General features: G+C 37.9%; 19 protein-coding genes. 11 read left to right on the forward strand and 8 right to left on the reverse strand.

What is annotated here, in order from left to right:
• Positions 1 to 41: 41 nt before the first annotated feature.
• Positions 42 to 1,565, reverse strand: coding sequence for a bifunctional phosphoribosylaminoimidazolecarboxamide formyltransferase/IMP cyclohydrolase (gene purH, locus FJR08_RS16085; protein WP_168633843.1), 1,524 nt, complete (start codon positions 1,563 to 1,565; stop codon positions 42 to 44).
• Between the two features lie 221 nt (positions 1,566 to 1,786).
• Between purH and FJR08_RS16090 the strand changes: the two genes are divergently transcribed.
• Positions 1,787 to 2,065 carry a hypothetical protein gene (locus FJR08_RS16090; RefSeq protein WP_168633844.1) on the forward strand — a complete coding sequence of 93 codons (279 nt, stop codon included), beginning with the start codon at positions 1,787 to 1,789 and terminating at the stop codon, positions 2,063 to 2,065.
• Positions 2,010 to 3,011, forward strand: a complete 1,002-nt coding sequence (locus FJR08_RS16095) for a calcium-binding protein (RefSeq protein ID WP_254435778.1) — start codon at positions 2,010 to 2,012, stop codon at positions 3,009 to 3,011. The genes FJR08_RS16090 and FJR08_RS16095 overlap by 56 nt, the downstream gene beginning before the upstream one ends.
• A 118-nt stretch (positions 3,012 to 3,129) precedes the next feature.
• Here the strand turns inward: FJR08_RS16095 and FJR08_RS16100 are convergent, their stop codons facing one another.
• Positions 3,130 to 4,125, reverse strand: a complete 996-nt coding sequence (locus FJR08_RS16100; protein ID WP_168633846.1) for a DUF4351 domain-containing protein — start codon at positions 4,123 to 4,125, stop codon at positions 3,130 to 3,132.
• A gap of 89 nt (positions 4,126 to 4,214) precedes the next feature.
• On the opposite strand from FJR08_RS16100, the gene FJR08_RS16105 reads away from it, so the two are divergent.
• From FJR08_RS16105 to coaBC, 3 genes are all read left to right on the forward strand, one after another.
• Complete coding sequence (locus FJR08_RS16105; RefSeq protein WP_168633847.1) at positions 4,215 to 4,847, forward strand: alpha/beta hydrolase; 633 nt, start codon at positions 4,215 to 4,217, stop codon at positions 4,845 to 4,847.
• 139 nt (positions 4,848 to 4,986) lie between these two features.
• Positions 4,987 to 5,199 (forward strand): DUF2555 domain-containing protein, encoded by a 213-nt coding sequence (locus tag FJR08_RS16110; RefSeq protein WP_015078552.1) that lies wholly within the window; start codon positions 4,987 to 4,989, stop codon positions 5,197 to 5,199.
• Between the two features lie 164 nt (positions 5,200 to 5,363).
• Entirely contained in the window at positions 5,364 to 6,575 is a 1,212-nt protein-coding gene (gene coaBC / locus FJR08_RS16115; protein WP_168633848.1) for a bifunctional phosphopantothenoylcysteine decarboxylase/phosphopantothenate--cysteine ligase CoaBC, read from the forward strand.
• Between the two features lie 38 nt (positions 6,576 to 6,613).
• Here the strand turns inward: coaBC and FJR08_RS16120 are convergent, their stop codons facing one another.
• Together FJR08_RS16120 and FJR08_RS16125 are read right to left on the reverse strand one after the other, a co-directional pair.
• Positions 6,614 to 7,036 carry a PIN domain-containing protein gene (locus FJR08_RS16120; protein ID WP_168633849.1) on the reverse strand — a complete coding sequence of 141 codons (423 nt, stop codon included), beginning with the start codon at positions 7,034 to 7,036 and terminating at the stop codon, positions 6,614 to 6,616.
• A 2-nt stretch (positions 7,037 to 7,038) separates the two neighbouring features.
• A complete protein-coding gene (locus tag FJR08_RS16125) occupies positions 7,039 to 7,299 on the reverse strand; it encodes a type II toxin-antitoxin system Phd/YefM family antitoxin (protein WP_168633850.1) in 261 nt (86 codons plus the stop codon).
• A 207-nt stretch (positions 7,300 to 7,506) separates the two neighbouring features.
• Here FJR08_RS16125 and FJR08_RS16130 point away from each other — a divergent pair, with 207 nt between their 5' ends.
• Both FJR08_RS16130 and FJR08_RS16135 read left to right on the forward strand, forming a co-directional pair.
• A complete protein-coding gene (locus FJR08_RS16130) occupies positions 7,507 to 8,649 on the forward strand; it encodes a hypothetical protein (RefSeq protein ID WP_168633851.1) in 1,143 nt (380 codons plus the stop codon).
• Between the two features lie 140 nt (positions 8,650 to 8,789).
• Positions 8,790 to 10,007 (forward strand): glycoside hydrolase family 10 protein, encoded by a 1,218-nt coding sequence (locus FJR08_RS16135; protein WP_168633852.1) that lies wholly within the window; start codon positions 8,790 to 8,792, stop codon positions 10,005 to 10,007.
• 136 nt (positions 10,008 to 10,143) lie between these two features.
• Here the strand turns inward: FJR08_RS16135 and FJR08_RS16140 are convergent, their stop codons facing one another.
• Positions 10,144 to 11,631, reverse strand: a complete 1,488-nt coding sequence (locus FJR08_RS16140; RefSeq protein ID WP_015078547.1) for a site-2 protease family protein — start codon at positions 11,629 to 11,631, stop codon at positions 10,144 to 10,146.
• Between the two features lie 335 nt (positions 11,632 to 11,966).
• Positions 11,967 to 12,224 (reverse strand): hypothetical protein, encoded by a 258-nt coding sequence (locus FJR08_RS16145; protein ID WP_015078546.1) that lies wholly within the window; start codon positions 12,222 to 12,224, stop codon positions 11,967 to 11,969.
• Between the two features lie 283 nt (positions 12,225 to 12,507).
• Here FJR08_RS16145 and FJR08_RS16150 point away from each other — a divergent pair, with 283 nt between their 5' ends.
• From FJR08_RS16150 to FJR08_RS16165, 4 genes are all read left to right on the forward strand, one after another.
• Complete coding sequence (locus FJR08_RS16150; RefSeq protein ID WP_168633853.1) at positions 12,508 to 14,112, forward strand: peptide ligase PGM1-related protein; 1,605 nt, start codon at positions 12,508 to 12,510, stop codon at positions 14,110 to 14,112.
• A 15-nt stretch (positions 14,113 to 14,127) separates the two neighbouring features.
• Positions 14,128 to 16,509 (forward strand): 7TM-DISM domain-containing protein, encoded by a 2,382-nt coding sequence (locus FJR08_RS16155; protein WP_168633854.1) that lies wholly within the window; start codon positions 14,128 to 14,130, stop codon positions 16,507 to 16,509.
• Positions 16,510 to 16,713: 204 nt separating this feature from the next.
• Complete coding sequence (locus FJR08_RS16160; protein WP_168633855.1) at positions 16,714 to 18,396, forward strand: serine/threonine-protein kinase; 1,683 nt, start codon at positions 16,714 to 16,716, stop codon at positions 18,394 to 18,396.
• Between the two features lie 315 nt (positions 18,397 to 18,711).
• Positions 18,712 to 19,842 (forward strand): extracellular solute-binding protein, encoded by a 1,131-nt coding sequence (locus FJR08_RS16165; RefSeq protein WP_168633856.1) that lies wholly within the window; start codon positions 18,712 to 18,714, stop codon positions 19,840 to 19,842.
• Positions 19,843 to 19,989: 147 nt separating this feature from the next.
• Here FJR08_RS16165 and FJR08_RS16170 read toward each other — a convergent pair whose 3' ends face one another.
• Together FJR08_RS16170 and FJR08_RS16175 are read right to left on the reverse strand one after the other, a co-directional pair.
• A complete protein-coding gene (locus tag FJR08_RS16170) occupies positions 19,990 to 21,414 on the reverse strand; it encodes an LCP family protein (RefSeq protein ID WP_168633857.1) in 1,425 nt (474 codons plus the stop codon).
• Positions 21,415 to 21,686: 272 nt separating this feature from the next.
• Positions 21,687 to 22,049: a hypothetical protein gene (locus FJR08_RS16175; protein WP_174783128.1), complete on the reverse strand. Its 363-nt coding sequence runs from the start codon at positions 22,047 to 22,049 to the stop codon at positions 21,687 to 21,689.
• Positions 22,050 to 22,174: the final 125 nt, after the last annotated feature.

The following is a 22,174-nucleotide window of genomic DNA, read 5'->3' on the forward strand; positions in this document are numbered from 1 at the left end:
TCTTCCAAATGCTTCGCCCCTACTAACCACTGACCACTAACCTAATGTAAAAAGTGCCTGACACCAGTGACAACCATGAGTAAACCCAGTTCATTAGCGGCTTTGATAGAGTCTTTATCTTTGAGACTTCCCCCTGGTTGGACAATGGCAGTAATTCCGGCTGCTGCTGCGGCTCTGACGGTATCATCGAAGGGGAAGAAGCCGTCACTAGCGAGAAATGCTCCTTGGGCTTTTTCTCCAGCTTGTTCGATAGCGATTTTTGTCGAACCAACGCGGTTCATTTGTCCAGCGCCTATACCCAAGGTTGTGCGATCGCTCGCAATCACGATAGCATTGGATTTAACGTGTTTGCAAACTTTCCAGGCAAATAGTAATTCCGCTAACTCACTGGGGGTGGGTTGACGCTCCGTGACAACTTGCCATTGACTAGGATCAGCAATGATATCATCAGCAGATTGGACTAAAAACCCACCTGCTACTACTTTCACAGTTTCTTTTGGTCCAGTCAATAAATCTGGTAAAATCAAAACTCGGACATTACCTTTTTTAGTTAAAATTTCCTGGGCTGCTTCGTCACAACCAGGAGCAACCACGCACTCTAGGAATGTCTTAGTTAATTCCGTCGCTGTGGCTGCATCAATAGGACGGTTTAAAGCGACAATTCCGCCAAAAGCAGAGGTGGAATCAGCATTAAAAGCTTTTTGATAAGCGTCAAAAATGTCTGGTGCTTCCGCAGTTCCACAGGGATTAGTATGTTTGATAATTGTCGCTGCGGGACTATCTGTAAATTCAGCAATTATCCGCCGTGCAGCTTCCAAATCTACCAAATTATTGTAGCTAAGTTCCTTCCCTTGCAGTTTGGTGGCCGCAGCCCAACCTGTAGCTTCATTTCCTGTTTGATACCATGCTGCGGGTTGGTGAGGATTTTCCCCATAACGCAAAGATTGGAGTTGTGTACCGGAAATAGTAAATTCTTGGGTTTGTGTGCCAGCTAAATAGGCAGCAATGGCATGATCATAACTAGCAGTGTGCAAAAATCCTTTTAACGCGCATTTTTGGCGAAACTCTAAAGATGCTGCTCCATTTTGGCGTAATTCTTGCAAATACTCGCCATATTGGGCAGGATCACATAATACCGTCAAATGGGCGTAATTTTTAGATGAAGCCCTTAACATTGCCGGGCCACCAATATCAATTTGTTCCACTGCGTCAGCTAGGGTAACTCCTGGTTTAGCAATAGTTTCCGCAAAAGGATAAAGATTCACAACTACCAAATCAATGGGTCGAATTTGATTATTTTCTAAATCTGTTATATCTTGTTCGACATCCCGCCGTGCTAAAATACCGCCATGAATGCGAGGATGAAGAGTTTTCACCCGACCGCCTAAAATTTCCGGTGAACCTGTATAATCAGAAACTTTTGTGACTGGTATGCCAGCATCTTTCAGGGTTTTGGCTGTTCCCCCACTGCTGATGATATCAAAGCCAAATTCTTCAAATAAACTCCGGGCTAAATCGCCTACACCAGTTTTATTAGATACACTCAGCAGGGCTAAACGCGCCATAATTCCCCAGATTCCTTTGGACTATAAGATTGTAGATTATTCCGGGTTTGATTGTAAATCAAAATTCACATCTTCATAATAGCTGGTTTTGCGGATCGCAGAAACCCTGATTCTCTGGTGAACGTTGGTTAAAAAAAGGTTACATTTTTGGGTTGCAAATGCAAAATAGTTGATTAAGTTTTAAAATGTGAAAGTTTAAACTTTTTTTAATGTGATTTAATATGACTAGCTTTTTTATTCCCAGTCTCGCGTCTGTTTATGCCCAACTGACAAATTTTGCTAATCTGGGCAATTTCTGGAGTCTTTTTGATACAGTTTTTGGTTCAAGTTATGATTTGACAACGGCGGTAAAGTTTAAATTGCAATGGCAAAATGGAAGTTTTAGTCAGTTTCCCCAAATTGAAGTAGTAAGTAATAGTGTTTTGGGAACTGCGAATGGTGCTTATGCAATTAGCACGAATAAGAAGCAATCCCGTCAACGCCGCTCTCGATCCCGATAACAGCATTGGCGAAGTCACCATTACCGATACCCTGCCAACCTCAATTACTCGTACCTTACCCGCTAATGTCGAAAACCTGACATTAACTGGTACAACTGCCATTAACGGAACAGGTAATGCCTTAGCTAATATCATTACAGGTAACACTGCCAACAACATCTTAGATGGAGGAGATGGCAACGATGTACTTAATGGCGGTGCGGGCATTGATACCTTGATTGGTGGTTTAGGTAACGACACTTTTGTTGTTGATACTGTTACCGACTTGATTGATGGTGGTGTTGGTACTGATACTATTCAAAGTAGCGTTACCTTTAGCCTTGCTAATGCCCTTGTTAGTAATGTTGAAAACCTTACCTTAACTGGAACTGCTGACATTAGCGGAACAGGGAATGTCTTTGTTAATACAATTACAGGTAACACTGGCAACAACATCTTAGATGGCGGTACAGGTAATGATATTCTTAGTGGTGGAACTGGGAATGACACCCTCAATGGTGGTATTGACAAAGATGCTCTTACAGGAGGAACAGGAATTGATACTTTTGTTTTCCAATTTGGACAATCTCTGGTTTCTAACAGCGATCGCATTACCGACTTTGCCATTGGCACTGATAGAATTGACCTATTGACTCAAACTGGGCTTGCTATAAACGCCCCCACTAACTTTAGCCGTGCAGCAAACAGCATCGCAACCACTTTACAAAATGTTGTCAATAGCGTATTTACTGATGCTAATGGAGCGATAACAGGTAATCAAGTATTAGAAGTAAATAGTGCGGCATTAGTTCAAGTCACAACTGCGGGAATTGCTGGAAGCTATCTTGTGATTAATGATAATACTGCTGGTTTTCAGTCAAATAACGATCTGTTAGTCAATATCACAGGTTATAGTGGTACACTTCCCGCATTAGGAGCCATTTCTGTTAATAGCTTCTTTGTTTAAAAATAGCAGTCAGCGGCGGACTATTCCCATCGGTAAACTTATGTAGGTTAATCCGACAGCGAGAGATTAGTCATGGTTTTGGTGCGTTACGAACTTGGGTTCTAACGCACCCTACAACTTATTTTGACTCGTTTGTTGTTTCTTCCTTTTGGTTTAACCAAGTTACTAAATCAGCCACTTCTTTAAAATCTAATAATGCTTCTCCCAAAGTTTCCAATTGTTCAATGGATAATTTTTTAATTTGCTCAATTAAGGATAATGAAATTTCACCAAACCGCCGATTAAGCAAACGAAGAATTAATTTTTGTTCTCTTTGCGCTCCTTGTTCCAGTCCTTGTTCCAGTCCTTGTTCCAGTCCTTTTTCTATTCCTCTTTCTATTCCTCTTTGTAGTCCTCTTTCTATTCCTTCTTGGATTGCTCTTTCCCGGTCTTGTTGATAAAGTGGTGCTAATCGCATAATCAACTCCCTATCTTCTGGTTCTGAATTTTGATTTATTCTCAAGTTCTGTTGGAGGTTATAAAGCAATTCTAACATAACTTGATAAAATGGATAATTTTCTGGTAGCGAAATTAATTCATCAATTGCTTGTTTCTGAACTGTACCACGTCCTAGAACTCTTAACCACAAAGTTTCTGGTGTACGCGGTAATTGATGAATCACTACAATTGCTGTTCGCAAATAATCAGCTAAAAAATATATTCCTGGACAATAATCTGTCTTTTCAACTGCTCCAAATCCTGATAATAATGTTGTTGATGCTGTTGGTGTAAGAATCCACAATTTGGGAATTTCTTCTTCAATAATTTGGGTTTTATTTCGATTAGCTTTTCGTTGTAATGCTCCTTTAACTTCTAATAATTTTAACAAACAATCTGTGATTTCTTCTTTTGAAGCTGGGTTACGAAATGGTTCAAAAATGGCGGGTGTTGATGCTAATCTACCCAATAATCCTAAAACTTCTAAATTAGCACTTTGGTTGGGAAATGGTAAAAATAAAACGTCAATTTCTCGTACTTCTCCCGCAACCCGACTGGGTGCTTGGACTTCTCCATAATTTTTCAGTAATTCTTCCAGGTAATCTTTAGAAAATTGATCGTGAATAAATCTAGTCATTCCAGTTTTTGATGTTTATGAATATTATTAGTAGCAAAGTTACGAAGATAGATATAATGTAACTGCTTTAATTATTTTATCAATAATTCATGACTCAAAAATTAGATTTTATCAGAGTTTCTCCACCAACAGGCCAAACACCAGACGCTTTAATCGTCACTTTACATGGCTGGGGTGCAAATGCCCAGGATGTTGCATCTTTAATCCCTCATGTCAATTTACCTGATTACGAATTTTTACTCCCCAATGCCCCCTATCCTTATCCTTATGCTGATACAGGTAGGGCATGGTATGACCTGCGGACGGAAAATATGTATGATGGATTAAATGAAAGTAAACAACTACTGATAGATTGGTTGCTCTCTTTAGAAAGTAATACAGGTGTACCGTTATCACGCACAATTTTGAGCGGATTTTCTCAAGGTGGGGCGATGACTTTAGATGTAGGATTAAGCTTACCCTTGGCAGGGTTAGTAGTGATAAGTGGCTATTTACATCCTAGTGTGGCAACGCTGAATCAAGGCAATTTTCCGCCAACATTAATCATGCACGGGACACAGGATGAAGTTGTTCCTCTCCAAGCTGCAATTAAGTCGAGAGATGTGGCACAGTCTCTAGGAGTAGCAGTGGAATATCATGAATTTGCCATGGGACATGAAATTAATTTCCAAATGCTAGAAGTGCTACGAACTTTTGTTGTCAACACAATTGGTCAGCTTTAGTTACAGAATTTTTACAATTCCGGTGAAATTCACAAGAATTTTTACAAATTTAATGCTCGTTAATGAGTAAGATAGTAAAGGTGGAATCAACTCCACCCTCAGCTGAATGTAAGCGCTGCAAAAGGGAGGGGCAAGCATTATGAAAACTCTAAGCATTTCCAAAACAGAAATTTCTGCTATGACAGCGACAGAGGTAAAAGATTTGGCTACACGTCTGGAATTAGATAATTATAGTAATGCTTTTGAGGGTTTAAATGATTGGCATCTACTGCGAGCAATTGCTTTTCAGCGTCCAGAGTTAGTTGAAGCCTATATCCACCTCTTAGATTTAGAAGCTTACGACGAAGCCTAACACCGGAGGGCGGAATTAAAAATTAATAATTAAAAATTAAAAAAGCAGATTACACAAGCTTTTGCAAATTTTTAATGGTTGGTTTACTTGCGCCGTTGTGTACCAGGGATTTTAGATTGGGTGGGACGGGCTAAAATCAAAGGTAATCGGAATTTTGCCCCAAAATGCCATCATTTACAAATCTCAAATCTAAACGGGTTATTATCTGTGCAGGCGGTGGTATAGCCGCCTATAAAGTCTGTGAATTGGTATCTACACTGTTCAAATCGGGTCTAGAAGTGCGAGTTATTCTCACTAAATCTGCCCAAGAATTTATTACTCCTTTAACTTTATCTACTTTATCCCGTCATCAAGCTTATACAGATGATAATTTTTGGCAGCCCATTTATTCTCGTCCTTTGCATATTGAGTTAGGTGAATGGGCTGATTTAATTGTAATTGCGCCTTTAACTGCTAATACTTTGGCTAAGTTAGCTTATGGAATGGCGGATAATTTGCTAACAAATACGGTTCTCGCTTCTACCTGTCCGGTGTTGTTAGCACCTGCCATGAATACAGATATGTGGCAACAGGTAGCAGTACAAAGAAATTGGCAGCATCTATTGACAGATAGCAGATTTTATGGTATGGAAACAGGTTCTGGGTTGTTGGCGTGCGATCGCATTGGTGCTGGTAGAATGGCAGAAGCGGCAGAAATATTTGTTTATATTCAATCTTTATTACACACCCAAGGCAAGAGAGATTTAGCCGGGAAACAGGTTTTAATCAGTGCTGGGGGAACGCGAGAATATTTAGATCCGGTGCGATTTATTGGCAATCCCTCCACTGGTAAAATGGGTTTAGCATTGGCACAGGCTGCACTGCACAGAGGGGCAAAGGTAATATTAGTCCATTGTCCGGCGAATTGGGATGTACCTTTGGGAGTAGAAGCAATTCCGGTTGTGAGTGCAGACCAAATGCAGCAGGTAATGTTCAAGCATTTAACCAATGCAGATATCATTATTATGTCAGCCGCAGTTGCAGACGTAAAGCCTAGAGATTATAGTAGCGAAAAATTGCCCAAGCGATCGCTTCCTGAAAATCTTCCTCTAGCAGCAGTACCGGATATTGTTGCTGAAATCGGAAATCGCAAACAACCTCATCAATATTTAATTGGTTTTGCAGCACAAACTGGGGATATTATTACTCCTGCGCGGGAAAAATTGCAAAGAAAGAAATTAGATGCAATTGTCGCAAATCCTATTGATAAAGTTGACAGTGGTTTTGGGAGTGATCATAATCAAGCGGTGTTTTTAGATAAAGAAGGGAGAGAGTTAGAAATTCCGACTTGTTCTAAATTGGAAATGGCGCATTATTTGTTTGATTTTGTTGTTTAATGGAATAAAATTATATCGTTATGCCAACCACTACAGAATTAATTACTACTTAAATAAATCTCTACATTTCGAGTGTTCCATGTAGCAATCCCAATTCCAAAAAAATCTTGATCTTCCGTCCATATTGGACAATTTAAAGACAGAGAAAGCGCAACTATTGTCCAGTCTTTTATATCTCTTTCTTGTATTCGCCGTTTAGCATCATACTCATATTCACTATAAATTTCATCAGCTATTGGTATGACTACCTTTGTTAGTTTCTCAATAGCATCTAAGAATGGATCTAAAGGAAGATTCCGTTTTTGTAAAATTTTGGGTAAATGCTCATTTAGCTCATCATAGCAAGAAGCGGGAGTAACAAAACTACAGTTATAATGATATTTGTCTAATAAGTTGGGAACACGTTCTGCTAATATTGCCCGAATCAGAATATTAGTATCCAGAACAATTAACTTTCTCATCGTTATATTGTACTTTCTTTAGCATTCTGGAAATCTGCAAATAATTCATCTTCACTAATACCTCTTGTTTCCAGCAATTGTTGGATTTTTTGGACTGCTGCTTGTAAAGCCATTAAATCTTGTTTTTGAGGAGTAGGTTGTGTTGGTATGTAGTAACCTATTGGGACTCCATGAGAAGTAATTGCGATTGGTTCAGATGTTTGTTGTGTGTACTTATGTAAATTGGCACGAAATTCTTTGATTCCTACAGATTGGATGTCCATAATAGTGAATTGACAAATTGTGTACACTTGAGTACACTATAACATAAACTTTGAGTTATTGATAATAATCAAGGGGTGTTTTTAGATAAAGAAGGGAGAGAGGTGGAAATTCCGACTTGTTCTAAGTTGGAAATGGCGCATTATTTGTTTGATTTTGTTGTTTAATAGAATAAAATCACATTTTTATTTTTACCAGGACATTTAAAAATGACAGTGCATTTACCTGAAATTGGTATGGCTAATTGGATAAGAGCAATATCATTACTTGAAGAATATCCCAAAAATATTGTAGGTAGTTTTTGGGTCATGTGTGGTCGTGGATTTAATGATACACAAAAAATTCCTGATTGGTGGACTGATAATCTTAGAGAAGACAATCAAGCACAAAGTATTATTGATGGGTTTGAAAAAGGGTATTTTAAAGGAGAATATAATAATCCTAATCCTTTATATTTAGGATTTTGTATTATTGTTGTTGCAGGTTCTTCTAATCCTGCTCATTTATCTTATGACATTCAACACCTGAGAATGTGGGAAGGAGAGGGAATTGCTTTATTAAGAATAATGGCACGTCATAATATACCTGCTTGTACATATACAGATCGTAGTTATCCTGATGAGTTTTTAAAATATCGTTATGGCTCAGAAAATCCTACTTATAAATACCTTCGAGAAACACTAGATCATTGGTCTGTTCAAGTTTGGGAAGACTACTGTAGTTATCTGATGTCTGTTCATGGTCAAAGAATGTTTTATGACTATTGTAAAAAAATAAATTCTGTTAAAGATGAAGTTAAAGCTACTGTCGAAAAAGGTACTAAACCTCTAGTTTTAACAGAAGGAGAAACTGACCCAATTTATATTAAAACTGCCTTAAAATTGCTAGGGGAAAAGGAAATTTTAGCACAAATTGATATTGAATGGGTAGGAATTTCTATAGGTAAAGGAAAAAGTATAAATACTGGTGATGGTGGTTTGAAAAATACTAGAGATGTTCTTCTTTCTAACCCTAAATTCTTAACTAGAAAAGTATTATTGATTTATGACTGTGATACTGATAAATCTAATGAAGATCATGAATTATTGAAAATCAGAAAAATACCTCAACAAAAGAATCGAAAAGTCAAAAAAGGTATTGAAAATCTATTTCCTGATCATTTATTTACAGAAGAATTTTATGTACAAAAAACCAAATATGGAGAGTATGGAGAAGAAAACCAAATTCAAGAATTTCAAAAAAAGAAATTTTGTACATGGATATGTGAAGAAAGAAAACAGGCTGAGGATTTTGTTGATTTTAAGATAATTATTGAATTTATCAAAGATTGTTTAGGAACAGTTACTTATTAGAAGAGCCTTTCAAAACTATCTCTTGTTATAGACTAGAAGTAGATATGATTTCCAAATTAATCTTTTTCTTCCTTTGCGTCTTTGCTCCTTTGCGTCTTTGCGCGAAACACTAAATTTAACAACCCAAAATTGTATAACCAATGAAAAAAATATTCTTAAAATGGGAACGTCAAACTAAAAAACTAGGATTTTTAGCAGCTATTATGACCGTGAGTATGATTGCATTCTTCATGCTATCATTCCCCTTAAATGCTCAAATTCCTAAATCCACAGAATTACGGGGAGTATGGTTAACAAATATTGATAGTGACGTTTTATTTGAGAGTAATCGTCTAAAACAAAGTTTACGAACATTACACCAACTCAACTTTAACACCGTTTATCCCGCCGTCTGGAATTGGGGATATACCCTTTATCCTAGCAAAGTCGCAGCCAAAGTTATTGGTAAAGCAGTTGACCCTACCCCCGGACTGCAAAAGCGAGATATGCTCAAAGAAATAGTCACCGAGGGACATAAACAAAATTTAACAGTAATTCCCTGGTTTGAATTTGGCTTTATGGCTCCTGCTGATTCTCTCCTCGCTAAAAATCGTCCTACTTGGTTGACAAACCGCAGAGATGGCACAAAAATAGTCAAAGAAGGAACACATAACCGAGTTTGGTTAAATCCCTTTCGTCCAGAAGTGCAACAATTTATCCAAGATTTAATTATAGAAATAGTCAAAAACTATGACATTGATGGGATTCAATTTGATGATCATTTTGGATTACCATCAGAACTAGGATATGATGCCTACACCACAGCATTATACAAAAAAGAACATCAAGGTAAACTTCCTCCCGCAGACTTCAAAGATCCAGAATGGGTAAATTGGAGAGCGAACAAAATCACCGACTTTATGAAACGAGTCTTTACAGCAATTAAAGCAAATAAAAAAGATTGTATCGTTTCCGTTGCTCCCAATCCCCAGCGTTTTTCCTACGAATATTTCCTTGCAGATTGGCAAAAATGGGAAAGAATGGGAATAATTGAAGACCTAGTTTTACAAATTTATCGGAATGATTTAAACGTCTTTATCAGCGAATTAGAATATCCCGAAGTTAAACAAGCCCAAACTCATATTCCCGTCAGCATTGGGATTTTGAGTGGGTTAAAAAATCGCACAGTACCAATGGAACAAATCAAAACCCAAATAGAGAAAGTGCGAGAGAGAAAATTTGCTGGTGTTTCCTTCTTCTTCTACGAAACCCTCTGGAACATGAGTCAAGAAAAACCCCAACAACGTCAACAAACATGGCAAAAAATATTCCCCACACCAACCAATTACCCCAACCTATTAGCAAATTGGAAACCGTAAATAATTGGTAATTGGTAAAGAAAATCTGGCGTTGCAGAATTAAAGGATGAAAGTGAAAAATTTAAAAGCATAAACTTTGCGCCTTCGCTCCTTTGCGCCTTTGCGCGAAACATAATTCTATGCAACGCCAAAATTCCTAACTACCGATACCCAAACGCCCAGCTAAAGCCGGAGTTAAAGGTAAAAGAGTAGCAATCATTAAAAACAAAGCCAAAAGACATAAAGCCGCTCTAGCATCATCTGGTTCACTGATTTCATTCAAACTAGGACGTTCTAAATCCCGTTGTAAAAACAAAATCACAATTGCCCAATACATCGCCAAAGGATTACCTAATGATACGATAGCCAGTAAAACTATCGTCGCAAAAGTGGTTCTCCCTGCGGTTTTGCGTCCATAAATCGCTTGTACAATTCTCCCCCCGTCCAATTGTCCAGCGGGCATTAAATTCAAAGCAGTAATGACTAATCCTAACCAACCAACAATTACCAAAGGATGAATATTCACCAACGGAGATTGTAAAGCCGAACCGAGGACAACCCGTGCCAAGCTACCGACTAAAATTGAACCTTGAAAAAACTGATTAGGTAATTGAAATAAACTCCCTGGGTGGGACAGTAGCAATCCTATTACCAGTAATAGTAGGGAAGTAATCCCCCCAAAAGCCGGTCCAGCCAAAGCAATATCAAATAAAGCATTCCGGCTAGGGACAAGGGACTCAAACCGAGTAATTGCCCCAAAAGAACCAATTTGCACCGCTGGTAAAAAGAATGGCCAACTTAATTTGACTTGGTGACGACGCGCTAATAGCCAATGTCCCACTTCGTGAGAGATCAAAATTACCAATAAACCCAAGGCAATAGGTAAGGTTTCGGCAAAGCGTTCGGGGTTACTGAATAAATCGAAATTCTGTAATATACCCCCCACTTCTAAGCTGGTAGCGATGGTTGCTATCAACAAGATCACCGCAAAAGCTTTTTGTGCTAACTGGGTGCGTTGGGGGTCTGTGCGGCTAGGGAGAACAATCATCACAGGTTTACTGTCAGTATCTTCTACCAAAAACAGCCGATATTTATCATCTAACCGTTCTCGTAAAGTTTTCGTCAGTCGGTTGTGAACGGCTTCTGGTTCTCCGCGCAAGTTGCCTTTAAAAACTACTCCTTCTTGGTAGGGAATAGTTTCGGTGGCAAAAAATGTGTCAATGCCAAAAATGCCTCTAATTAGGCTTAAATCTGCTTCAGGTATGGGTGTTGGTGCTAATTGTAGTTCTGATACTACAACTGAACTGTCTTTATCACCTTCGCTTGCAGTTTGGGCAGCGAGTCGCTCTGTTGCCCGTTGTTTGAGAATAGCATCTTGTCCCGCGTCCCGTAATTTTCTACCCAGGAAAATATACAATCCAGCGGAAGCTACCACTAAGAATAAGATACCAACGATGTTGATATAAATCCCAGCGGCAAATAATCCAAAGAACAAAAGCCAGGGAGTCATTAAAACGAGGGATTGTAACCAGGCTAAGATGCCTAGTTTACCAAAAGGTCTGGCGCGATAAAAGCCCCAGCCTAAAATGCCGGACGCTATCAGCACAATGGCTGCAATTATAGGAGTTTCCGATGAAGTCAACATCTCTAAACCTTTGCTATTGAGACCGAAGCTAGTACCGCAGTGCGGAATTAAAAATTAAAAATTAAAAATTAAAAAAGCAGATTACACAAGCTTTTGTCAAATTTTTAATGGTTGATTGACTTACGCCGTTGTGTACTAGTACAAGTCTGTTTTTCTATATATTTTACCATTTTTGAGGATAAAATCAATAAATAAGTTGATTTGTTTTCTGCTCAAATTGCGCTATGTTGTGGTGACACTACACGCAGTTATCAGGCTTTAAGTAATATTCTTTTGTCAAAGAATTGACAAAGTGCAATTTTTATGATTTGAAAATTCGCTACAAAAGGACAGTATCAAAGTTCTGATGCTGTTTCAGGGGCAATAATTTCTCCAGCACCCAGTTTTAACATTATATCCTGATCGGTAATCAATTCTTTGAGTTCTTTAACTTGCAAATTCATTTTTTCACAAGCTTGGCGTAATTCTTGAGCAAATGTATTAATATCATCCCCATAACCACACTGACACGCAGCGGTTTCTATTCCCTGGTTGGCGTTTGCTCTAGCACAATCTACTAATTCTGTATCATGTAATGGTTCTGGAGATGCCATAAGTGGATTTTTTAATATTTATCTATTTCCATTTCGCAATTATATTAGTTATTAAATATTTATTTATCTGTCTTTAGTCTGAAATTTTTATTAATTAATATGGCATTTGTTTGTGTGGTGAACTGTAATTTTTTTTAACGAACCGCAGAGGCGCAGAGGTCGCAGAGGTGGAGAATGAAGAGATGGAGATTTTTATATTTAACAAAACGATACATTTACAATCTTTATCTGCACTCTCTCTTGGGGTATATATTAGGTAAGGAAGTAGTATGGGTATGGGGATATGGTGACACTAAATATTGATGATTTTCAGGAAGTTGATAAATTTCGGAGTTTACAATTAACTTTACGCGATCGCTGGAAAACTAGCGAGTTATTCGATAATAGTGAAGCGGATATTTTAATTATTCCTTCTTTGAGTATAGATCAGCGGGAATTACTCAAGGTGGAAGGCTGTGAGCATTATGAGGAAAGGTTACTTTTTTCGTTAATGCGGTTACGAAATCCCCGCACTAGGTTGATTTATGTGACTTCAATGCCGCTTCATCCTAGCATTATTGACTATTATCTGCAATTACTTCCGGGTATTCCTTTTTCTCATGCTCGTCATCGGTTATTATTACTTTCTACTTATGATTCTTCTTTAAAACCTCTGAGTCAAAAAATATTGGAACGTCCTCGCTTATTAGAAAGAATTCACAAGGCTTTGCGGTTAGATAAGGCTTTTATGGTCTGTTATAATTCTACTTTTTGGGAATCGGAATTATCTCTAAAGTTGGGTGTACCTCTATATGCTGCTGCACCAGATTTACAAATTTGGGGAACAAAAAGCGGCAGCAGACAAATTTTCAAAGAAAGTGATGTCCCCCTTCCCGACGGTAGTGAGTTAGTCAGAAATACCAACGATCTAGCCAATGCTGCGGCTGATTTGTGGGAACGTCAACCCACATTACAAAGAATGGTAATTAAGTTGAATGAAGGGTTTTCAGGAGAGGGAAATGCACTCTTAGATCTAAGACAAATAATGGATTTTGCACCGGGAAAAGCTGATCATATTCACAGGGTAGCAGCTATTAGCGATCGCTTTCTAAATTTACGCTTTCAATCTTTACAAGAAACCTGGGCAAATTTTTCCCAGCGCATTCCCGAATTAGGGGCAATTGTTGAAGCTTTTATCGAAGGAGAAATCAAAAACTCTCCCAGTGTTCAAGGCAGAATTACACCCAATGGAGAGGTAGAAATTATTTCTACCCATGACCAAATTTTAGGCGGTCCAGACGGACAAATCTATATAGGTTGTCGTTTTCCTGCAGATGCAAATTATCGCTGTGAATTACAGGAATTAGGTTTAAGAGTTGGTAAAAAATTAGCAGAGAAAGGAGCTTTGGAAAGATTTGCAGTTGACTTTGTGACTGTTGATAAAGGTGATGGTAAATGGGATATTCAAGCCATTGAAATTAACCTTCGTAAAGGGGGAACAACTCACCCATTTATGACTTTAAAATTCCTCACTAATGGTCGTTATGATTTATCCACGGGTTTATTTTATAGTCAACAAGGTAGACCAAAATATTATATTGCCACAGACAATTTGCAAAAAGCTAGTTATCAGGGATTATTACCTAATGATTTAATGGATATTATCGCCCACCATAGACTACATTTTGATAGTGGCACGGAAACAGGTACGGTATTTCATCTCATGGGTTGCCTTTCCCAGTTTGGTAAATTGGGATTAACAAGTATTGGTGATTCTCCCCAGGAAGCCCAAGACATTTATCACAAAGTTATTGAAGTTCTTGATCAAGAAACTAGCAGCGATTATACTAATCGTGCTATGTTTTCTGATGACAATTTTCCTCTAACTGGAGATGGATATAGTTGTTAAAATTTTGAGGGTGCTATGTTACAAATATCACAAATGTATAAGGAATTGAACTTACCTAAGTATTTTATAGTTGTATTATGGTTTTTATTATCACTGATGGGAGTGCTAATGTTGTTGGGAACGTTCCCACCTAATAACACTAATAATCCCTTAGAAACAAGCAATACCGTAGTATTACATGATCAACAAAAACAATATAAATTAGGGAAATATCTGGAAATTTTCCAAGATCCAACCCAACAGTTAACAATAGCAGATGTTAGTCAACAGCCACAAAAATTTACCCCCAGTCATACAGATATCCCGAATATGGGCTTCTCTAAATCTGCAATTTGGGCTAAGGTAAAGTTACAAAATCACAGCACTGCCATCTCAGAATGGTATCTTCAAGGCGCACCTAATAATGTGGATCAGGTGGAATTATATATTCCTCAAGGAAATACCTGGATTAAAAAACAAATTGGTCGCTTACTGCCTTTTTCTAATCGTGAACTGTCAGATCGTAAGCTTATATTTATCCTCCCTTTAGCTGTAGATGAAGAAAAGACTATTTATTTGCGATATACCAGTCAGGGAACTATAGCCATTGATGTCATTCTCTGGACACCTCTTGCTTACTATAAAAGTGGTTCTACCCAGCAACTATTACTGGGTGGATTTTATGGGATTTTATTGAGTTTTGTAATCATAAATTTACTGCTGGTTTGCTTATTAAAAGATGTTGTTTACCAATACTACGTTCTTTTCCTAATTGGTCTGACTGGTCAGTTTTTTATCAGATATGGTTTGGCCTTCCAATATCTATGGCCAGAATTTCCTGGATATAACATTCCTGTTTTATTAATATTTCTATGCATTATTCTAGTAGGCTATTCCAGCTTCTTTATCTCATTTTTGCAAGTGCGTGTTTATAGTTATCAACTCTACAAACTCATGAATTGGTTTCGCTGGACTAGTGTGGGATATACTTTATTTAATTGGTATTTTCCTGTTCGTAATAGCATCATTATTATTATGTTGTTGTTGATAATTATGTCTATAGTGATGATTTATGCTAGTTTCTACATCTGGTCTAAAGGTTTTACTCCGGCTCGATTTGCTATTTTAGCATTTAGCTGCTTTTTATTAGGTATAGCTATGTTGTGTGCTACCTACCTTGGTTGGTTCTCTGTCAATCCATTGACTGAAGAATTTATTCGTCTTCAAGTAATTGGCTTATTATTTTTTTTAGCCATAGCTTTAATCGATCATATTAATTTATTGAAAAAAGAACGCAACAAACTAGCATCAGAACAACAAAAACTAGCCATGATAGTGGAAAATAGTTCAGAATTTATTACTATTACTAATCTTAATGGAGAAACAATTTTTATGAATGATGCGGCGAAGAAAATGATCGGTTTAATTAGTGAAAATTATGATTCAGAAGTAAATATATTAGATTATCTTTGTCCAGAGGAGCGAAATTTATTTGAATCACAGATTTTGCCAACTGTATTAGAAATAGGAAGTTGGGAAGGAGAATTAAAATTTTGTAACTTGAAAACAGGAACAATCATTTATAGTATCGCTTATTTTTTATTAATCAAGGATCAGCTAACAGCAAAAACCACTAGTTTAGCATCTATTATTAGGGATATATCTCCAATTAAACAAGCTAAAAATGAGATAATTGAGGCACTAAAAAAACAAAAGGCTATTAGCGAAATGAAATCGCGCTTTATGACAATGTCATCCCATGAGTTTCGCACACCTCTAACCATTATCTCCTCATCTACAAGCATTTTACAAAACTTTGGCGATCGCCTCACTTCAGAAAATAAACAGGGACACCTAAAGACTATCCAAGAAACTATTACTCGGATGATTCAACTTCTAGACGATGTCCTCACTATCAACCGCACCGAAGCTGAAAAAATAGAATTTAACCCAGAATTAAGTGATATAATTGCTTTCTGTCATGATCTCAAAAAGAAAATAGAAACTACTTGTCAGCACCATACCATTGACTTTTCTTGGAACTTAGGCGCAGGAGTTGCAGACAGTTCTCTAATTGTTAATTTTGATCAAAAACTCTTGCATCAGATTCTGACTAATTTACTGACTAATGCCATTAAATACTCACCTGGAAAAACTTTAGTTGATTTTAATTTAACAAAAGAAAATGACCAACTGATCTTTAAAATCACCGATAGTGGCATCGGTATTCCTGAAAAAGATCAGGTTAATTTATTTACATCTTTTTATAGAGCCTCTAACGTCGGTTCGATTTCTGGCACAGGTTTGGGATTATCCATAGTGAAAAAATGTGTAGATTTGCACAAAGGCAAAATTATCTTAGATAGTCAAGTAGGACAAGGAACAACATTTACAGTAATTATTCCCTGGGAACAGTAAAAACTTATTTACCGCTTAATTATACTCCAATGATTAACATTAACGCTAACAATACAAATACACTATACTAATCATGTGTTAACATTAAACATGGGTTGAGCATTCTGGAAAATAGTTAATAACTTGATTTTAAATGCTCCAAAGCCGATAATTAGTAGTTGTGAGAATTGATTGATTTTTATATTTTAATCTTTAAAAGCCTTAATGGACGGTTGCTTCTCGGTTCACTGCATAAATCCCCATTGTCAACGTCCCTATCCTCAACCCTGGGGAAACAAATTCTGTAACAGTTGTGGCGCACCGCTGCATCTGTTAAATCGCTATTTCTCTCTTAAACCTCTCGGTGCGGGGGGATTTGCCCAAATTTACACAATTTGGGATGAAAAGACACAGACAGAAAAAGTGCTGAAGGTGCTGGTAGAAACCTCACCCAAGGCGCTGGAATTATTCAAGCAAGAAGCGGAAGTTTTAAGTAGTTTCCGTAACTCTGGCGTACCTACAGTTGATGCTGACGGATATTTTCAAATTAATTTGGTTAACCCTAAACCCTATCAATTACCATGTTTGGTGATGGAAAAAATCAATGGCTACACTTTAGAGGAAGTATTAATAAATTCTCCTCAAGGTTGTTCCGAAGATTTGGTAATAGGTTGGTTTATTCAAGCTGTACAGATTTTACAGGAATTACATCAACGCCAAATTATTCACCGAGATATAAAACCTTCTAATTTAATGTTGCGTACTTCTACACCCGCAACCCCTGGGAAGGATGATAAATTGGTGCTAATTGATTTTGGCGGCGCTAAACAATTTAGTGGTTCAGTTTTGCGATCGCATCCCACATCTACACGCTTGTACTCCTCCGGTTATAGTCCTTACGAACAAATTCGCGGTGGTAATGTTGGCCCAGCCGCAGATTTTTATGCTTTAGGACGGACTATAATTCAACTACTAACAGGTAAGTATCCGCCAGACTTAGAAGATAGTCTGACAGGTAAATTACGCTGGCGTAATTACCGACAGATTAAATCAGATTTAGCGGATTTAATTGATGAGATGGTACAGGATGATCCGAAATTTCGTCCAGCGGATGCAGCTATTATTCATAAGCGATTAATCAAGATTGCTTCTTTACGTCCACACAAGGGGTTATTGATCAGCGCAGGTCATTGTGTTGTAACATCAATTACTGATATTACTCAATTCATAAGTAATACTACTGTATTTATAATTGAGGGAATATATAAATTTTTATTAGCTTGTTTGGCGACTATTTGGGTGATGATTCTGACAAGTATCTGCGCGGGAATCGGGACTATAATTGGTTTTGTCCTGGCTTACCATACCAGTTTAGGCGCTCGCTGGTTAGAATTACTAGCCTATCCATTACCAACATTAGTCCAAAAACAACCTTATATAGCCGCAGAAAGTATAGTTTATGGTTTTGCAGGTTTGGGAACAGGTTGGGGATTAACCTTATCAGGCTGTTTTGGACAAAAGCGGCGGTTTCTGATCACAGCTTTAATGGGCTTAATTGGCTACAGTTTAGGCTGGATAGCTTGTCAATTCATCACCACTCCAAATCCGGCGGAAAGCTTAGTCACATGGATTTTAATCTCACTTCCCCTCTTAACCCTCGGCTTAGGTCTTCGCAGTCATCAAATCGCTTATGCTGTCATTGCAGGTTTAGGAAGCGCCAACTTGATAGCCATTTTCGTGCGGTTAGGATTGAGACTGCATTTATTCCATTTTTCCAGTCAACCACAAGGGCTGGATGTATTTTCACCCATAGTTTTTTTTAGTTTAGTGAGTATCTTAATTAGTTTTTCCTTGAGTATAAGCCATTACCTAGTTGTCCCTAGCTTACGCTGGCTAGGTTGGCGATAACAATTAAAAATTCGGTATTAGTAACAATACCTTGTCCATTCTCTGTAGGTTGGGTTAAGTGACAGCGCAACCCAGCGCTCATGTTGGATTTCATGCTGATTGCTTGGCCTTCACGCAGTGTCCCGCAGGGATACGTTTACGTTCCACAACCCAACCTTGTATCTTATGGATTATTTAACTTTTCAAGTCTTGCGTGTCTTTTTTGCTGATGCAAGCGGTAAATTTTTATTTATCTATTTTAGCTCAATATGTAAAATTGCCCCATCAAACTCAAGCTATGATTGAGGATGGCTATATTCACCAACTGTAAAATCAATGGACAGACGATCTTTTTTATTGGGTACAAGTACCTTAACACTTTCTCAATTGATCACAGGATGCGGAACAAACCAGCAACCTCCCTTAAATGTACAGCTATTAAAAAATTCTATTCCTGGTCAGGTAGTTAATCAGTTTCGGAAAACTGTAACTCAAGGGGGAAAATTGAAATTTACCCCAGTGAATCAGCTTCAGGAGTTATTTAAATTATTACAGACTTGGCAACAACCGCCAACTAATAATCAGCAAGAATGGACTCGTTATTTACCATTTAATCAAAATCAAAAATCACCGACTGCTAATTTAGTTACCTTGGGAGATTATTGGTTACAAGCAGCAATTGATCAAAAACTAATTCAACCATTAGCAACAACAAATATCAAAAATTTAGCTAACTTAAATGAAAAATGGCAACAACTAATTAAGCGTGATCAAGAAGGTAAAATTTGGGGTGTTCCTTATCGGTGGGGGAATACAGTAATTATTTATAATCAAGAAAAGTTTCAACAATTAGGTTGGAAACCAACAGATTGGAGTGATTTATGGCGGAGTGAATTACAAAATCGGATTTCTTTACTTAATCATCCCAGAGAAGTAATTGGTTTAGTTTTGAAGAAATTAGGAAAATCTTATAACACGGAAAATATCAAGCAAATTTCCGCACTAAAACCAGAATTACAAGCATTAAATCAACAAGTCAAATTCTATGATTCTCAAAACTATCTAGAACCATTAATTACTGGGGATACTTGGTTAGCAGTTGGTTGGTCTCATGATATTATTCCGGTAATCAGTCGTTATCAAAAATTTGCCGCAGTTGTTCCCCAATCAGGAACAGCAATTTGGACTGATTTATGGGTAAGTCCTACAGGTGTTAGTAATGATGGTTTAGCATATCAATGGTTAGATTTTTGTTTACAACCCAATACCTCTAAACAAATTGCCTTACTAACTAAAAGCAATTCTCCTGTGGACAATGCTATGGTCCTGGGGGATATTCAGAAACAGTTACAGAATTTATTATTAACTGATGCTGAAATTCTGGCCAAAAGTGAATTTATACTCCCCTTACCTCCAGCAGTTATGAAAGAGTATGAAGATTTATTCATCAAGATCAAACAATCATAATTTTGGCAAGAAGAACGGAATCCAACTTTGCTTTTGATGATTCATTCTTGAGGATAATTGCTGATTTTGTCTCTTTGGACTCTAATCCATAACTGCTGACTTTTGTGAAATTTTAAGTTCAGTAAAGATGTTTGTAATCAATAGGGCTTACGGACTGGTGGAGTTTTGGAAAATAGCCTGGTTTTGAAACCAATCCTTTCCTATCTGAATAGTAATATCTGAACCGATATTACCAGTGCTTTCTACGCGTACTTCCCCAAATCCCAAGAGACTACGGACTGATTCGGCACTATCTCCATCTCCTTGTTGTGCCACAATGTGAGTTATATCCAGGGGTTGTCCCCAGGGTTTGGAGACAAAGATATTTTTATATCCAGCTTTTTCCAATGTTCTAATTAGGGGACGCAATTGAGAGCGATTGTTCCCTGTACTATCCTGAATAGCTACACGCAGATGACTAGGTTCAGCAAACGATATTTCTGCCGTCTTCGCTTCTAAACCGAAATGCTGCGTCATTACTTTCGCAATATTCCGCCCATCTGGAACCCAGTAGCTGGCATCAAACTCATGATTGTCGCTAAAGCGTCCAGGTAGCATTAACATTTGCATATTCGAGCGATTGATTTTTGAGCCAAAACCAACTAGCGCTACTAATTCCTCAACAGATAAGTTAGTATCAATATTTTCCTTAACAACATTGAGAATGTCTGGTAATTTCGTGATGGTTGTCGGGTTCAGAGTCTGTTCAATTAAAGACCGCAACACCATTTGCTGGCGCTGAATTCGACCAATATCTCCCAGTTCATCATGACGATAGCGGAGTAATTGCAATGCCTGTTCACCATTGAGATGTTGTTGACCCGCTTTTAAATTAATGTATAAATGCTGGGAATCATCCCGATATTTCATGTTTTTGGGAACATAAATATTCACTCCCCCCAAAGCTTCAATTAGCTTACTAACGCCCAAAACATTAATACGAATATAGCGATCAATTCCTACTCCACCTAAAAGATTACTAACGGTTTTCGCCGTTAACGCTGGTCCACCCTCTGCATTAGCCGCATTAATTTTTTTCACTCCATACCCTTCAATTTCTGCACGGGTATCTCTAGGCACAGAAAGCATGACTATTTTTTTTGTCTCTGGATCAAATTTGATCAACAGCATGACATCAGAAAGACCGTCAAAAGAATTAATTTGGGGTAAATAACTCAGATTTTTGCTGTCAGAAGGGGGGTTTTGGACATCTGGAGGCAGTACGCTCATCCCCATTAGCAGGATATTAACAGGACGAGTTAGTTGGGAAAATTGTAACCCATTGCCAGAAATACTATCCCCATCAAATACCGCTTCCTCCTGGGGACTGAGTTGAGCTTGTTGCAAAGGCGTACTTTCCCAAGAAACCGCCAACAACGCCCCTGCAAGTCCAGATACTAGGGCAATCCCACCCATACCCACCGCAAACCATAGCCACCGTCCTAATTTTGATGGGCGGGAATTTTGCCCTTTCCCCTTATATTTAGCTTTTGCGGCTCTTTGTTGTGCTGCTGATGTTTTTTGACTAGTCACAGACTTCCTCTCACCTACGATTTTAAATAAAGTAAATTTGCCGACTCAATACATCCCAAACAAATCAGACTATAATAGCTAACTTCTCATCAAATTTGCTATAATAAACCTCCGAATATACAACAGAATTCACAAACCAGGGGTTAGGGGTGAAAGCCTTTTTATTAATCTTGAGATTTTGATTTCAAATTTATACTTCCGGCAATCTGTAACGGGCTGCGATAATTTCTGTCAGTTTGGAAGTGTAGGAGCATAATTTCCCGATTCGCTATTTAATACTTATGCCATAGTCGCTCTGCCAAGTTGCTAAATCCTGGTAAACGGGAAGATTTGCCTTGAATGACCCGGAAAATCAACCAAACACTGACTAAAAAGTAACCAGAAGTCAGAAAACTATTGAGAATTAACAAGCGCAGTGTCAAAAGATCTGTTGCTGCTCCAGTAGTTAACAATAAATAACCTAACATCCAGATAAAGGCCAAGGTAATAGATAAACGGCTGGCAGTAACTTGTTCCCGGCTACCCTGACGCTGGTAGAGAGTCCACAGCGAGGGAAAAAAGCCGATAATGGGAATCAAATATAAAATAAGTTGTGTTTTTGAGATATCTGTATCTTTTGCTGGCAAGTTATCCATAGTGGTTGATGTGATCATAAACTAGAGATGGTGAATAATAGTCATTAAGTTAGAGATAATAACCTAAGTTGCTAATTAGGTAGGGGCAATTAACAATTTCAATTACCAATGACCAACTTCCATGG

The sequence above is a fragment of the Dolichospermum sp. UHCC 0260 genome (genome assembly GCF_009711985.1).
Lineage (GTDB): Bacteria > Cyanobacteriota > Cyanobacteriia > Cyanobacteriales > Nostocaceae > Dolichospermum > Dolichospermum lemmermannii.

What these genes read in the sequence shown, in the direction of transcription:
- FJR08_RS16120 (WP_168633849.1), bottom strand. Translation starts at nt 7,036, where the DNA reads ATGAGAAAGTTAATTGTTCTGGATACTAATATTCTGATTCGGGCAATA.
- FJR08_RS16095 (WP_254435778.1), top strand. Translation starts at nt 2,010, where the DNA reads ATGCAATTAGCACGAATAAGAAGCAATCCCGTCAACGCCGCTCTCGAT.
- FJR08_RS16160 (WP_168633855.1), top strand. Translation starts at nt 16,714, where the DNA reads ATGGACGGTTGCTTCTCGGTTCACTGCATAAATCCCCATTGTCAACGT.
- FJR08_RS16150 (WP_168633853.1), top strand. Translation starts at nt 12,508, where the DNA reads ATGGTGACACTAAATATTGATGATTTTCAGGAAGTTGATAAATTTCGG.
- FJR08_RS16165 (WP_168633856.1), top strand. Translation starts at nt 18,712, where the DNA reads ATGGACAGACGATCTTTTTTATTGGGTACAAGTACCTTAACACTTTCT.
- FJR08_RS16140 (WP_015078547.1), bottom strand. Translation starts at nt 11,631, where the DNA reads ATGTTGACTTCATCGGAAACTCCTATAATTGCAGCCATTGTGCTGATA.
- FJR08_RS16145 (WP_015078546.1), bottom strand. Translation starts at nt 12,224, where the DNA reads ATGGCATCTCCAGAACCATTACATGATACAGAATTAGTAGATTGTGCT.
- FJR08_RS16100 (WP_168633846.1), bottom strand. Translation starts at nt 4,125, where the DNA reads ATGACTAGATTTATTCACGATCAATTTTCTAAAGATTACCTGGAAGAA.
- FJR08_RS16175 (WP_174783128.1), bottom strand. Translation starts at nt 22,049, where the DNA reads ATGGATAACTTGCCAGCAAAAGATACAGATATCTCAAAAACACAACTT.
- FJR08_RS16125 (WP_168633850.1), bottom strand. Translation starts at nt 7,299, where the DNA reads ATGGACATCCAATCTGTAGGAATCAAAGAATTTCGTGCCAATTTACAT.
- FJR08_RS16130 (WP_168633851.1), top strand. Translation starts at nt 7,507, where the DNA reads ATGACAGTGCATTTACCTGAAATTGGTATGGCTAATTGGATAAGAGCA.
- FJR08_RS16105 (WP_168633847.1), top strand. Translation starts at nt 4,215, where the DNA reads ATGACTCAAAAATTAGATTTTATCAGAGTTTCTCCACCAACAGGCCAA.
- FJR08_RS16135 (WP_168633852.1), top strand. Translation starts at nt 8,790, where the DNA reads ATGAAAAAAATATTCTTAAAATGGGAACGTCAAACTAAAAAACTAGGA.
- FJR08_RS16155 (WP_168633854.1), top strand. Translation starts at nt 14,128, where the DNA reads ATGTTACAAATATCACAAATGTATAAGGAATTGAACTTACCTAAGTAT.
- FJR08_RS16090 (WP_168633844.1), top strand. Translation starts at nt 1,787, where the DNA reads ATGACTAGCTTTTTTATTCCCAGTCTCGCGTCTGTTTATGCCCAACTG.
- purH (WP_168633843.1), bottom strand. Translation starts at nt 1,565, where the DNA reads ATGGCGCGTTTAGCCCTGCTGAGTGTATCTAATAAAACTGGTGTAGGC.
- coaBC (WP_168633848.1), top strand. Translation starts at nt 5,364, where the DNA reads ATGCCATCATTTACAAATCTCAAATCTAAACGGGTTATTATCTGTGCA.
- FJR08_RS16110 (WP_015078552.1), top strand. Translation starts at nt 4,987, where the DNA reads ATGAAAACTCTAAGCATTTCCAAAACAGAAATTTCTGCTATGACAGCG.